The 13,136-nt window shown below is 60.6% G+C and carries 12 protein-coding genes; 8 read left to right on the forward strand and 4 right to left on the reverse strand.

The features are described 5' to 3' along the window. Window positions 1–152 precede the first annotated feature (152 nt). Complete coding sequence (locus HKK52_RS31980; protein WP_169374062.1) at window positions 153–686, forward strand: cysteine hydrolase family protein; 534 nt, start codon at window positions 153–155, stop codon at window positions 684–686. Window positions 687–843: 157 nt separating this feature from the next. Next, a complete protein-coding gene (locus tag HKK52_RS31985) occupies window positions 844–1,863 on the forward strand; it encodes a lysozyme inhibitor LprI family protein (RefSeq protein WP_169374063.1) in 1,020 nt (339 codons plus the stop codon). Between the two features lie 342 nt (window positions 1,864–2,205). Here the strand turns inward: HKK52_RS31985 and HKK52_RS31990 are convergent, their stop codons facing one another. Then, window positions 2,206–2,847, reverse strand: a complete 642-nt coding sequence (locus tag HKK52_RS31990; RefSeq protein ID WP_169374064.1) for a TetR/AcrR family transcriptional regulator — start codon at window positions 2,845–2,847, stop codon at window positions 2,206–2,208. 245 nt (window positions 2,848–3,092) lie between these two features. On the opposite strand from HKK52_RS31990, the gene HKK52_RS31995 reads away from it, so the two are divergent. Beyond that, a complete protein-coding gene (locus tag HKK52_RS31995) occupies window positions 3,093–3,836 on the forward strand; it encodes an SDR family oxidoreductase (RefSeq protein WP_169374065.1) in 744 nt (247 codons plus the stop codon). 73 nt (window positions 3,837–3,909) lie between these two features. After that, window positions 3,910–4,305, forward strand: coding sequence for a cupin domain-containing protein (locus HKK52_RS32000; RefSeq protein ID WP_169374066.1), 396 nt, complete (start codon window positions 3,910–3,912; stop codon window positions 4,303–4,305). A gap of 9 nt (window positions 4,306–4,314) precedes the next feature. On the opposite strand, the gene dapF is transcribed toward HKK52_RS32000, so the two are convergent. The 3 genes from dapF to HKK52_RS32015 form a co-directional block, all read right to left on the reverse strand. Beyond that, window positions 4,315–5,133, reverse strand: a complete 819-nt coding sequence (gene dapF / locus HKK52_RS32005; RefSeq protein ID WP_169374067.1) for a diaminopimelate epimerase — start codon at window positions 5,131–5,133, stop codon at window positions 4,315–4,317. A 146-nt stretch (window positions 5,134–5,279) separates the two neighbouring features. Then, entirely contained in the window at window positions 5,280–6,743 is a 1,464-nt protein-coding gene (locus HKK52_RS32010; protein WP_237150632.1) for an FAD-binding oxidoreductase, read from the reverse strand. After that, a complete protein-coding gene (locus HKK52_RS32015; protein WP_202027618.1) occupies window positions 6,740–7,366 on the reverse strand; it encodes a YebB family permuted papain-like enzyme in 627 nt (208 codons plus the stop codon). The genes HKK52_RS32010 and HKK52_RS32015 overlap by 4 nt, the downstream gene beginning before the upstream one ends. Window positions 7,367–7,481: 115 nt before the next feature. On the opposite strand from HKK52_RS32015, the gene HKK52_RS32020 reads away from it, so the two are divergent. From HKK52_RS32020 to HKK52_RS32035, 4 genes are all read left to right on the forward strand, one after another. Continuing rightward, window positions 7,482–8,216 carry a helix-turn-helix domain-containing protein gene (locus HKK52_RS32020; protein ID WP_169374068.1) on the forward strand — a complete coding sequence of 245 codons (735 nt, stop codon included), beginning with the start codon at window positions 7,482–7,484 and terminating at the stop codon, window positions 8,214–8,216. Window positions 8,217–8,219: 3 nt separating this feature from the next. Then, window positions 8,220–9,212, forward strand: coding sequence for a helix-turn-helix transcriptional regulator (locus HKK52_RS32025; protein ID WP_169374069.1), 993 nt, complete (start codon window positions 8,220–8,222; stop codon window positions 9,210–9,212). Between the two features lie 130 nt (window positions 9,213–9,342). Continuing rightward, on the forward strand, window positions 9,343–11,214 hold the full coding sequence (locus HKK52_RS32030; RefSeq protein ID WP_169374070.1) for an amidohydrolase: 1,872 nt from the start codon (window positions 9,343–9,345) through the stop codon (window positions 11,212–11,214). A gap of 290 nt (window positions 11,215–11,504) precedes the next feature. Then, window positions 11,505–12,902 (forward strand): purine-cytosine permease family protein, encoded by a 1,398-nt coding sequence (locus HKK52_RS32035; RefSeq protein WP_169374071.1) that lies wholly within the window; start codon window positions 11,505–11,507, stop codon window positions 12,900–12,902. Window positions 12,903–13,136: the final 234 nt, after the last annotated feature.

Raw genomic sequence — 13,136 nt, forward strand, 5'->3', positions numbered from 1 at the left:
GAAGCGCTCCCGCGCGTAGAAAAACGTTGGTACGAAGCAGTTCTATCAAGCAGCGATTTGCGGCATTATCGACTGCGCGCGATCCTCATTCGGCCCTCAGGGACCCGGTTGCGTCCCCCTTAATCTGATGGATTACTTTAAGGCTCCCTGCCATGACCACCGCACTGCTGATCATCGACGTCCAACACGCCCTGTGCACCGGCGAGTACGAATGCTTCGACATCAAACGCGTCATCGAGAACATCAATAGCCTGAGTACCAAGGCCAGGGAAGCCAACCTCCCGGTGGTCCTTATCCAGCACGAAGAAAAGGGCGACCTGCTGCAACACGGCTCCAAGGGTTGGCAGTTGGCCGCCAGCCTGGAGACTGCCCCGCAAGACCTGCGCGTGCGCAAAACCACCCGGGATTCGTTTTACCAGACCCACCTGCAAGCCTTGCTGCAAGACCAGGGCACTGATCGGTTGATCATCTGCGGCCTGCAAACCGACTATTGCGTCAACGCCACCGTGCGCCAGGCCCTGAAGCTGGGCTATGACGTGGTACTCGCCAGCGACGCGCATTCCACCGTCGACAACGGCAACCTCGCCGCCGAAGACATCATCGCCGAGCACAACGCCGACCTCGCGCACTTGACCGGCCCCGTGGCGCGGATCGACGTTTTGCCGACCGCCGAAATCCGTCTCTGAAACCACCCAAACCGGTGGTCGGGGGGCTTGCCTGTGGCGAGGAGGCTTGCCCCCGTCGGGCTGCGCAGCAGCTCCACCCAATTCCCGCCAATCCACAAAAAGCTTGATCCACAGGCCCCGCGCCTACCGACACCCGCCTGAAGAACGGAATCTACCCATGCCTCGTTTCACCACCCTTGGCGCCGCGCTACTGGCACCTCTCGCGTTCTCCACCGTCACCCATGCCAGCAGTTTCGATTGCGCCAACGCAACCAGCCCCAGCGAAAAAACCATTTGCGCCGACGCTTACACCTCCAACCTGGATAAAAAACTGGGCGAACTGTGGAGCGTCACGCTTGCGAAAGTCGCTGATCCCAAAGCGCTGAAGACCGACCAGCGCCAGTGGCTGAAGCAGCGCAATCAGTGCGCCGATAACCTTTCTTGCCTGCGGCACAAGTATCGAATGCGCATCACCGAACTTGGCCACATGGCCACGCCGTTTTCGTGGGACGCCACTTGGCAGATGATTCCGTGGGGCGTAGAGACCGGTGGCGAGTTGAAGACCCGGCGTAAAGATTCGACCCACGTCACGTTCGAAGTCTTGGCTGCAAACGGCGCCAACATGGGCAACCTGGATGGCATCGCCACCCTCAAAGGCACGACCGCGCATTACGCCGAGGGCGATTGTGCGCTGACCTTCATCGCCATGAACGGCGTGCTGGATGTCAGTCAGGAGGGCAGTGACTCGGATTGCGGCGCCGGGATGGGCGTGTTTTATGCCGGACGATACGTGGCATCGGAACAGTCTTTGGCGCTGGAAAACGATTTGCTCAGCGTCGGACTAGTGCGCACTCAACAGGAAGACGACGCGCTGCGCACATTGCTCAAGGACGACTACCAACGGTTGGTCGAGAGCAGCAGTTCGCGGACCCTGGGCGAGGCGTCCAGCGATGTTCCGGGCGCCGAAGTCGATGAAATGTGGGTACGCGGGCTCGGCGGTATCAACGCTTCAATTTTCATGCACACCACAGACTCGCGCTTCTGGCTGGTGTTGATAGTGAGCGATTCGAAGGGCAATCTTCGCGCCCGTTACTACACCAACGTGGCAGGCTGGAAAGGGCGCCTGCCCGAAACACTCAAGCGTTGGTATGACAAACGAGCGGCGGCCGGGTCCTTGCCGCTGGACCAGATGCCCTAGCGAGGGGCGTACTGCTGGATAGCTGCCAGACCCTGTAGGAGCAAAGCTTGCTCGCGAAAGCGGCGTGTCAGTCGACATCATCGTCATTGACACACCGCCTTCGCGGGCAAGCCTCGCTCCTACATTTGTATTGCGTCGTCCACAAAATTGGCAGCCAACACCAATTCCTGTAGGAGCAAAGCTTGCTCGCGAAGGCGGCGTGTCAGTCGACATCTTCGCTATTGACACACCGCCTTCGCGGGCAAGTCTCGCTCCTACGGTTAAGGCGTGGTGTCTGACACACCGCGTTATCGTTCTTCGCGGGCAAGCCTCGCGCCTGCATTGCGCAGCCGCCCCCCCAAATCACGTCGCAAACATCAACCCCCCAATCGCCCCAATCCGCTCCGGCACCACGCCCCCCAACACCAACCGGGTAATCGTCGCCGCCGCATTCCGATAATCCCCATCCTCCGGCACCTGGCGCCCGGTGATATGCGCCATCTGCCAGCCCAGGTTGGTATAGGTGCGCGTCGCCGACCAGATAAACAGCATCAAATGCTCCGGATCCACCGGCGCCAACAGTCCGCGCTCAATCCAGCTGCGCAGGCATTCGACATTGCGCTGTGCCTCGGCATACAACAAATCCCGACACTCCTCGGGTAACTGCCGTCCGCCGAGCAACAACTCGCCACTGAACACCTTGGCAATGTGCGGATGCTCCCGCGCAATGCGTATCCGCGCCGCGATGTAGGCCTGCAAACCCTCCACCGGATCATCGCTCTCGCGCAACACCGCCGAGGCCTCCAGCAGCGGCTCGACAAACCCGAGCAGCACTTTGGCGTAGAGGTTTTCCTTGGTCTGGAAGTAGTAATACAGATTCGCCTTCGGCACCCCCGCGCGCGCGGCGATGTCCCGGGTCTGGGTAGCGTCGAAACCCCTGGCGGCAAACTCTTCGCTGGCGGCGGCCAGGATCAGGTGCTGATTGCGTTGGCGAATGCTGGTCATCGGGAGTGAACGAGGGAGAAGGGCATGGAGGACGTCTTGGGAAGTCGGTTTCGTAATATATAAAACTATACAGCGAATGAGCCAGAGGCGATTCGTCCGATTACACGGCAAGGAGATGCCGAGCCACAGGGCATTCCGCGATCCGTGTCCTAAACTGAATCTGGCTTCGGCCCTGGCTTGATAGTCGCTGATCACCCGCCGACAGCTGCACCCTGCGGTGCACCGTACAACCTGGAGGCATTCCCATGAAAATTGTCGTCATTGGCGGAACGGGCCTGATAGGCACCCAGCTCTGCAATAACCTGCGCCAGCGCGGGCACGACGTACTGGCCGGCTCACCCAGCACCGGCCTCAATGCCCTGACCGGCGAAGGCCTCGAAGCGGCGCTGACCGGTGCCGACGTGGTGGTCGACGTCGCCAACTCGCCGTCATTTGAAGACGCCGCCGTGCTGGAGTTCTTCGAGACTTCCGGGCGCAACCTGTTCGCCGCCGAGAAAGCCGCCGGGGTCAAACACCATGTCGCCTTGTCCGTCGTCGGCACGGAAATGATGCTCGACAGCGGCTACTTCCGCGCCAAAATGGCCCAGGAAAAACTGATCAAGGCCTCGGGCGTTCCCTACTCGATCCTGCGGGCCACGCAATTCTTCGAATTCATCGGCGCCATCGCCCAATCCGGCAACGAAGGCAACACCACCCGATTGCCCGCCGCCGACCTGCAACCGATCGCCTCGGCCGACGTCGCGGCGACCCTGGCCAACATCGCCGAACAACCGCCCACCCGCCAGACAGAGGAAGTGGCCGGCCCTGAACGGCTGCCAATCGCCTCATTCGTCAAAACCTGGTTGAAACACAACGACGACCCACGCGAGGTGATCGCGGACGCCGAGGCCACCTATTTTGGTGCGGTCATCGACGACGAGTCACTGACCCCCGGCGTCGATCCGATCATTGGCGCGACACGCTTCGATGCCTGGCTGAAAAACACCTAGCGGGAAAGGCGGGTGGCGATTCCTTGCAACGGATCGCCCCCACGCTTTAGCCAACTCCGATGAGGAACGCCCCATGAACCTGCATCCTCTCTTCGCCTTACTGCCGCTGTTGTGCACCGGACTGGCAATGGCCGCTCCCGCGTCACCGGTGGTCCAACCCGTGATGGAACAGGCGCTTGCCGACTACCCCGGAAAAGAAGTGCTGATGATCACCGTGGAATACCCGCCAGGCGGCGCCGATCCGGTGCATCGGCACGACGCGCATGGCTTCATCTATGTGCTCGAAGGCTCCATCGTCATGGGCGTGAAGGGTGGCAAAGAGGTGACGCTGATGCCGGGGCAGAGTTTTCATGAAGGGCCTGAAGACGTGCATACGGTGGGGCGCAATGCGAGTCAGGACAAGCCGGCGAAGTTTTTGGTGTTTTTGTTGAAGGAGAAGGGGAAGCCAGCGGTGATTCCGGTTGATTGAACAGCGCAGCTAAAGCGCCTGTAAAAATCGATCCGTCAGTGTTCCCGAGAAACTCGTCTCTACCGGTCCAATGAGAAAAACAGCCCCCACGCCATCCCATTGAACCGTAACGGTCCCGCCATCACATTCAACCTCGACGCAGTTGTCCAGCAAGCCCCGGCGAATGCCGTTGACCGCCGCGCCACACGAGCAGGAGCCCGAGCCGAGCGGGATGCCACCGCCGCGCTCCCAGATGCGCAGCCGAATGTGCGTGCGGTCGATGACCTGGACGAAATGTACATTCGTTTTCAGTGGAAATAGAGCGTCGGTTTCAATGGTCGGTCCGATGGCCGCTATATCAACGGCTGTCAGGTCGTCCACAAAATAAGTGCAGTGCGGATTTCCCATGCTGCACGCTGCCGGGTCGCCAGCCAGTGGCAACACAGCCGTGTCCACTTCCTGCGCCAGTGGAATAGCCGACCAGCCGAAAAGCGGTTCTCCCATGGCGACAGAAATGGCACCCGTTGAGGTGCGTTCGCACGTGAGCAGTCCACGGTTGGTTCGCAATACTATCGAGGTCGTATTTGATTCGCGCATCAGCCTATCCGCCGCCCCTCGTGTTGCGCTGCCACAGGCATCCAGCGTGGAGCCATCGGCATTCCAGAACATCAAGCGCGCGGCGGCATCATCGCAATCGAGTATGACCGCGAGTTGATTGAACCCCACTCCACGGTGCCGATCGCCCATTCGCCGTGCCAGGGCACTGGTTATTGAGAGGGGCGAATTTCGCGAGTCGACAATCACGAAGTCATCACCATTGGCGTGCATTTTGTGGAAGCTCAGTGGCATGAAGAGTCCTTGGCGACGAGACAGAGGGTGAATTGACGACTAACGGCGATCTAGCCCCATTGGCATGACTTTTTCAATCGGTACTTCTCCTGCGCCCAAATACAGGCAATGACGATTTGATGGGCAAGTTCAGTCGCCGCTGGCGGTTAATCGGATGACCCCGCGTAGTACTTGTCCCAGAGTTTGTTGCGGAATCGATTGCCCGGATCGAAGTGCGCCTTGAGCGCAAACAGGCGTGGTGCATGGGGATAGGCCCGTGAGAATTGCGCTCGCGTTGCATGCAACTGGTAGGGCAAATAGTAGGTTCCCCCAAACGAGAGTGCGGCGTCGATAAGCTCGCGTGTCCACACGCCGACTGCCTCGCGGTCGGCTGTGCGAACGTGTTGCCAGTAATAGAGTACGAGCGAAAACACTTCTTCACGCGCCCAGGACAAACACGAATCGGGGGCGGCCGGCGCATGCCGGATGGAGATGTTGACGGCGTCAACGTGGTGCGCCTGCAGGATGGCTGCCATTTGCTTGATGAACCCGTTGAGTTGGGCGACCGGTACGAAATACTCCTGCAAGGCGTAGGTGCTGTTGCGGGTTGCGAGCGGCCCGAGGGAGGCGACGTCTGCGCTGGCTTCGTAGTTACGCCGTACAACCGGGTGGCTGCGGTAGCGCAACGGATCGATGACATCCTTGCGAATCACCGGTCCGCCAGGCAGCTTGGCCACGCTCCACATGACCGTCTGGTCAAATTTGTAGGATTGCCCTGGCGCGACCAGCCTGTCCGCGACGGTCAGCGTTTTGTCCGTGGTGCACCAGGTAACGGCGGTGGCCCGGTCGAAATAGGGCGGGGCCAAGTCGGCGTTGTGCAGGATGGCCTGCTCGTTGCCGCGGATCTGGTGATTGAAAAAATCCGGGTAATCGGCCACCGGCAGGTGCTGCACCTGACGTTCCATCGTGACGTTGGACACCAGGTCCAGCTCGACCTCGGTAATGATCCCCAGCGCGCCATAGCCACCGATGGCCGCGTGGAACACGTCGGCATTTTCAGTGCGGGACGCTTCGACTAACGAACCGTCGGCGAGCACCAGTTGCAGGGCACGTACCGAGTTGATCACCGGGCCGGCACCGACATAGCGCCCATGAGCATTGACCGACAGCGCACCGCCCACGGTGAAGTTGGCGTAGCTCTGCATGATTTTTACCGAGAGGTCGTGCGGGTCGATCACCGACTGCAGGTCGCGCCACCGTATCCCGGACTGCACGCGTATGACCCTGCTCTCAGGCGAGTAACGGATGACCTGATTGAACTGACGCATATCCAGGTGCAGGCTGTCTTCGGTGGCGATCTGTCCGCCCATGCTGTAGCGGCCACCGCCGATACTGACCGGGCCTGTCCACAGGGCGAGCGACTGCCGGATTTCGTCTGTGGTACGCGGGGCGAACAGGCGGTTGACCCAAATCGGGTTGAGTCCTGTCACGTCGTTGACCAGGACACCAGAAGGCGCCGCCCATAACGATCCGGGTGACAGCACACCGACCGCAATCCCGGCCATGCCCGCCTGCAGCAGTTTGCGCCGAGTGATAGGACAAGGGGAGTGCGCTCGTGTGTTGTCGATCATGCTGCGCTGGCGCCGTGTGAATCGTAAACGACACGTACCTTCGGACTTTGCAACAGGCTCGCGGGTGTGACGGTCCGCCGTTGCCATGGAATCCGGCCGAAATACCAGAGTCGCCAGAAGGCCAGATTCGGATCGGCGTTATGGCGCAGCAGCGTTTCGAAGGTTTCCACTTCACCGAGCTGAATGTTCGTTGCTTCGTCGATGACTTCACGGACGAAGCGGGAACAGAACTGGCGTCGCGAGCTCATGTTGAAACCGGTGTCGTAGAACGTGCCCATCCGGCGACTGGCAGCAGCCACCAGCATCGCGCGCTGTTGATCGTCGAGAGGGAGGGGCAGCCTCGCGACGGCGCAGCGCCCGTTGTCGGATCGTGCCAGGAAGCGTGTCAGTGACGTCGTTCGCGCCAATGGAAACGTGCTCTCGGCAATCAATGGATCATCGCCGCCGTCGTCGACCACCACGCCGACGTGGTTAGTCCACGAATTCGTGGCGTTGGCCACTTCCAGGAAAGGTCGCGCGGTGACACGGATGAACACCAGGTCTCCGACAAGCAAATTACCTTCCGGTGGCCTGCCTGGCGTCGTACCTGCGTCCGCCGCCAATATCCCTTTTCTGATGCTCATGCTGCTCTCCAGGTTCTTCCGAGCGCTCAGCATGGGAGGGTGGTTGCATATTTCGCAACGTGTTCGTTTGTATTTCGCTAATCTGACACCTTTGGTGTCGGATTCCAGTACTTTCATGACGCAGATCACCCAACTCATCGTGACGATCAAGCAGCGCCTCAAGTCCGCCGGGATGACCTATCGCGACGTCGCTCAAGCGCTTGAGTTGTCGGAGCCCAGCGTGAAGCGCCTGCTGGCGAGCGGGCGTCTGACGGTCGAGCGCCTTGCCCAGCTCTGTGATTTGCTCGACCTGACGATGGCAGAGTTGCTCCAGGAGGCCGAGTCGTCGGCGCCGCGCCTGAAAATGCTCAAGCGAGAACAGGAAGCGCAACTCGTCTCCAACGAGAAGTTGTTGCTGGTGGCCGTCTGTGCCCTGAATCATTGGTCGCTGGAAGAAATGGTTTCTGCCTACCATCTGTCGAAAGCCGAGTGCATCAAGAATCTGCTGGTACTGGAGCGGATGGGCTTGGCCAATCTCAAACCGGGCAACCGGATCAGGCTGCTCGTCGCGCGAGATTTTGACTGGTTGCCGGGCGGTCCGATCCGACAATTCTTTCTGCAGCAGGGATTGCCTGATTTCATGGGCAGCCGGTTCGATATACCTGACGAGACCCTGGACTTCGCCCATGGCATGCTGACGAAGTCTGCCTACGCCCAATTGCAGGTTGAAATGCACAAGTTGCGCAGCAAACTGGCCGTGCTTCACAACGAATCGCTGACCGCCCCTTTGTCCGAGAAGCGCGGAACTGCACTCTTACTGGCCATGCGTGTATGGGAACCCCAGGCTTTCAGAAAACTTAAGCGGATCTAGCTGATGACTTCGATGACCACACTCAACGCCTTCAACCGCTGCATCCTCCACCTCGGCCGCCTGGCCCGGGATTGCGGCGACTCGCAATTCATTGAAGACGGCCTGCACGCCTTCAGCGAACTGGTGCCGTTCGCGTCCTCCTGGTGGGGCGAGATGTCGGGGTCGGACGCCGATGCGCCACCCCAAAGCTGGATGCACGGGCGTATCAATCTGCCGGAATCGTTCGCGGCCGAATGGCACACCTGTGCGGACATCGACAGGTTTTCCAACGACACCCTGAGCCAACTCGGCGCGGTGGTGCGTGAAAGCGGCTATACCGACCCGAGTGAAGAGGTGAACGACTTCGCCCGACGTCACGACCTCTATCACCCGATGTGCATCACCTTCGAATTGCCCGAGAGCGGCTTGCTGTTTTTCGTCTGCGTGTACCGTGGCGCTGATGCGCTGGGGTTCAGCGACGATGAGGCCGAGTTGTTTTCTGCGTTTTGCGATCACCTGTTGCAACTGTGGCGATTCCAGGTGCAGGACATGATTCGCTTCGACACCGGCAGCGGCGCGACCGACTTTGGCATCGCCCGACTCGATGGCAGCCTGCTGTATGTCGGCGCCAGCCTGTGCGCCGCCATTCAGCGTGAGTTGCCGGGGTGGAGCGGCTCAACGCTGCCCTTTGAAGTGATCGCGCAACTGGCCAAAGCGCCGTGCGTGATCCGTTTCGGTCGTTGCACGCTGACGCTGAGCCCTAACGCCGAGCATGTGATTCTGTCCCTCGAAACACAATCGCGCGGGGCGGTGCTGGCGCCTCGCGAGCGCACGGCCGCGATGCTGTTTGCCGCCGGCCATTCCTATAAAGAGATCGCCAAAACCCTGGGGCTAAGCCCGGCCACTGTGCGCACGTATCTGCGCAACTGCTACTTGCAGCTCGGCGTGAAGAGCAAGGTGGAGCTGGGTTCGGTCCTGCGTTCGCCGTCCCACGACACCCGTCGTACCTCCCACTAATTGCCTGACCCCTCCTCATTTGCGGAGGTCCGGATTTCGACGGCGCGCTATAGGGTAGGCCCTGCCTGCCACGGGCTGGCGCGCCAGTCTGTCCGGGCACTTCAAAAACTATAAGAACAGAGGTGGGTCAGTGAAATTTTCCGGGCTATTTATCGCGGTGGCCGCGACCACGGCATTGGCGGGTGTGGGATTGGTGGGGTGTCAGACCCAGGGTTCGAGCGGCGCCGACATGGTGCTGCGCAACGGCTATGTCTACACCGTCGATGGCAAGAATTCGGTGCAGCAGGCGATTGCTGTCACGGGCGGCAAGATTGTGTATGTCGGCAGCGATGAAGGTGTTACTTCCTACATCGGTCAGCAGACACAGCTGATTGATCTGGCCGGGCGCATGCTGATGCCGGGCTTCATCGACGCGCACATGCATCCGGGGGACGGCGGCCGCGCCATGACCTTGTGCGATTTGAAATACCAAACCATGACGCGCAAGGTGTTCCAGGAAACCATCCAGGCATGCCTGGATGCCGACAAGGACAAGGGCCCGGATGTGTGGCTCGAAGTCGGCAGTTGGGATCGCATGGGCATGGACGGCCTCGACGGCGATCCGGACAAATCGACCCTGGACGCACTGAAGACCAAACGTCCGATTCAGGTCCGCTCGACAGACTTCCACACCGTGCTGACCAACTCCCGCGGCCTGGAAGTCGCCGGCATCACCAGGCAAACCCCCAACCCCAGCGACGGCAAATACGTGCGCGACAGCGCCGGCAACCCGAACGGCATCTGCGAGGACGGCGCCGCCGACACCATGGCCGCCGTGGTCCCGCCCGCCACCGATGCCGAGAAACTGACCCAGACCCGCGCCGCGCTCGACGCCATGCGCCAGCAAGGCATCACCAGTTTCTTCGACGCCATGTCGGGGCCCGAGATGGGTAAAGCGTTCACGACCTTGCAGCAGTCGGGTGAACTGACCGCCCGGGCCTTGCTGGCGATCAAGCTCGACCCGGCCGCCGCGGCCGCAGACCCGGCGAAAACCATCGCCGACGCGAAAATCCTGGCCAACACCTACGACCAGGGCGAAACCAACGTCGCGCCGGGCGTGAGCATGCGCCACGTCAAAGTATTCATGGACGGCATCATCAACGCGCCGGCCGACACGGGCGCGATGTTGACGCCGTATTTACATAACACAGGCACCGAGAAGGCGCCCAAATGGACGCCGGGCAAGAATCTCGGCGAACTGTATTTCCCACCGCAAGTGCTCAATCCGTTGCTGCTCAAGGCCGTTGAGGCTGGCCTCGATCCGCACCTTCACGCCACTGGCGACCGCGCGGTGCGCGATTCGCTGAACGGCATCGAATACGTACGCCATCAACTGCCGGGCAACGCGTTTCGCCCGACCATTACCCACAACGAAGAAGTGGACCCGGCGGACTATCCGCGTTTCAAGGCGCTCGACGTGACGGCCAACATGTCGTTCCAGTGGGCCCAACAAGCGCCGTCCACGATTGATGGCACCAGCGATCACCTCGGCGCCGCGCGGTTCGCCCGCATGGAACCGTCGGGCAGCATTGCCCGGGCGGGCGGTCGTGTGGCCTATGGCAGCGACTGGCCGGTTGATCCGCTCGACGAGTTTCTCGCGCTGAAAGTCGGTGTCACCCGCTCGGGCGATCCGCAGAACCCGCACAGTTACGGCCCCAAGTACGCGGGCAGGTTGAATGATGATCCGGCGCTGTCCCGCGAGGAAGTGCTGCGCACCATCACCCTGAACGCCGCCGAGCAGTTGAAGCTGGACGCGGTGGTCGGCTCGGTCGAGGTCGGCAAGTTTGCGGACCTGATCGTGCTGGACAAAAACTTCATGCAAGTGTCCGAGGCTGAGCTGGCGCGCAATAACGTGCTGTTGACGATGGTTGGCGGCAAGGTTGTGTGGGCCAAGGCGCCGTTTGTTGGCGTTGATCGGCAGCCGATTTCCGTCACCGCTTTGAGCGCTGGACAACAACAATAAAAACACCACCCGCCATTAATACCGATCAATGAAGCGTCATGCGAACCGTGGCAGCAGCCGAACGCATCGCGCTATGTAGCGGACGAACGCATCGCTCTATGTAGCAGCTGGCGAAGCCTGCGTTCGACTGCGAAGCAGTCGTAAAACCAGAGCGCGCGGTACATCAGACAAACCGCGTTAACTGAACTGACGACTGCTTCGCAGCCGAACGCAGGCTACGCCAGCTGCTACATCGGACGCGGCTTCGCTTGCTCGGTATTGGCGTCTACTTTTCTGAAGAGCACACCGCAATGACTCAACAACGAAGTCCGTTTATCGAGACCCGTTCGATCGATTTCATCCCCGAGGCCGAGCGTCATGGCAGCCTCTACAGCCAGTTCACGTTGTGGCTCGGCGCAAACCTGCAAATCACCGCCATCGTCACCGGCGCGCTGGCGGTGGTGCTGGGCGGTGATGTGTTCTGGTCGCTCATCGGCTTGCTGATCGGCCAGTTGCTCGGCGGCGCCGTCGTCGCCCTGCATGCCGCCCAAGGCCCGAAGCTGGGGTTGCCGCAAATGATCTCCAGCCGGGTGCAATTCGGCGTCTATGGGGCGGCGATTCCGATTGTGCTGGTGTGCCTGATGTACCTCGGGTTCAGCGCCACGGGGGCGGTGCTGTCGGGGCAGGCGATTGCGCAGTTGGTCCATGTCAGCGACAGCGCCGGCATCCTGATTTTCGCCGCGTGCATCGCGTTTCTGACGATCTTCGGCTATCGGGTGATTCACTGGGTGGGCCGGGTGGCGAGCGTGTTGGGCATCATCGCCTTCGTCTACCTGTTTACCCGGTTGATGACCCTCAACGACATTGGTCTGTTGCTGGAAAACCGTCACTTCGGCTGGAGCACTTTTCTGCTGGCGGTGTCGCTCTCGGCGTCCTGGCAGATTGCGTTCGGGCCTTATGTGGCTGACTACTCGCGCTATCTACCGAGCAAGACCTCATCGTGGAAAACCTTCGCCGCTGTCGGCCTCGGCACGGTCTTGGGCGCGCAGGCTTCCATGGTATTGGGGGTGTTTGCGGCGGCGTTGGCGGGTGCGAACTTCCGGGGGCATGAAGTGGCGACCATCGTCGGTTTTGGCAGTACCGGGCTGATAGCGTCGCTGCTGTACCTGAGCGTGGTGTTCGGCAAGGTCACGGTGTCGACGCTCAACGCCTATGGCAGTTTCATGTGCGTCGCGACGATTATCAGTGGTTTCCGCAGCCGCCTCGAGATCACCGCCCGCCAGCGCATGGTGTTTGTGCTGCTGATCGTCGCGGCCTCCACCACCTTGGCGCTGTTGGGGCAGTACTCGTTCTTGAATTCGTTCAAATACTTCATCCTGTTCCTGCTGACGTTCTTCACACCGTGGAGCGCGATCAACCTGGTGGATTACTACTTCATCAACAAGGAGCGTTATGACATCCCGGCGCTGTCCGATCCGGCGGGGCGTTATGGGCGCTGGAACGGGCGGGGGATTAGCGTGTATGTCGTGGGTGTGTTGATCCAGTTGCCGTTTGTGGACACGCACTTCTACTCCGGGCCGATGGTTGCGCAGCTCGGTGGCGTGGATATTTCGTGGATTGTCGGGTTGGTGGTGCCGGGGGTGCTTTATTACGGGTTGGCGAGGACGTCGGCGTTGGTGGTGAACTCGGAGCAGCGATCGAAGGCTTGATGGAAGCGAATCTGGAGTAAGCGCTTACACTCGTAGCTGGATGTTTGCGCTTTCTCGGAATCAAGCCAAACACACTCCCTGTTGTAGCAGCTGGCGAAGCCTGCGTTCGGCTGCGAAGCAGTCGTCATACCTGGACGCGAGGTCTTCCTGATGCACCGCGCTGACCGATATTACGACTGCTGCGCAGCCGAACGCAGGCTTCGCCAGCTGCTACAGATCGCGTTATGGCTTAAC

Source organism: Pseudomonas sp. ADAK2 (assembly GCF_012935755.1).
In the GTDB taxonomy this organism is placed as follows: Bacteria; Pseudomonadota; Gammaproteobacteria; order Pseudomonadales; family Pseudomonadaceae; genus Aquipseudomonas.

What these genes read in the sequence shown, in the direction of transcription:
- HKK52_RS32020 (WP_169374068.1), top strand. Translation starts at nt 7,482, where the DNA reads ATGACGCAGATCACCCAACTCATCGTGACGATCAAGCAGCGCCTCAAG.
- HKK52_RS31995 (WP_169374065.1), top strand. Translation starts at nt 3,093, where the DNA reads ATGAAAATTGTCGTCATTGGCGGAACGGGCCTGATAGGCACCCAGCTC.
- HKK52_RS32000 (WP_169374066.1), top strand. Translation starts at nt 3,910, where the DNA reads ATGAACCTGCATCCTCTCTTCGCCTTACTGCCGCTGTTGTGCACCGGA.
- HKK52_RS32010 (WP_237150632.1), bottom strand. Translation starts at nt 6,743, where the DNA reads ATGATCGACAACACACGAGCGCACTCCCCTTGTCCTATCACTCGGCGC.
- dapF (WP_169374067.1), bottom strand. Translation starts at nt 5,133, where the DNA reads ATGCCACTGAGCTTCCACAAAATGCACGCCAATGGTGATGACTTCGTG.
- HKK52_RS32035 (WP_169374071.1), top strand. Translation starts at nt 11,505, where the DNA reads ATGACTCAACAACGAAGTCCGTTTATCGAGACCCGTTCGATCGATTTC.
- HKK52_RS31980 (WP_169374062.1), top strand. Translation starts at nt 153, where the DNA reads ATGACCACCGCACTGCTGATCATCGACGTCCAACACGCCCTGTGCACC.
- HKK52_RS31990 (WP_169374064.1), bottom strand. Translation starts at nt 2,847, where the DNA reads ATGACCAGCATTCGCCAACGCAATCAGCACCTGATCCTGGCCGCCGCC.
- HKK52_RS32015 (WP_202027618.1), bottom strand. Translation starts at nt 7,366, where the DNA reads ATGAGCATCAGAAAAGGGATATTGGCGGCGGACGCAGGTACGACGCCA.
- HKK52_RS31985 (WP_169374063.1), top strand. Translation starts at nt 844, where the DNA reads ATGCCTCGTTTCACCACCCTTGGCGCCGCGCTACTGGCACCTCTCGCG.
- HKK52_RS32025 (WP_169374069.1), top strand. Translation starts at nt 8,220, where the DNA reads ATGACTTCGATGACCACACTCAACGCCTTCAACCGCTGCATCCTCCAC.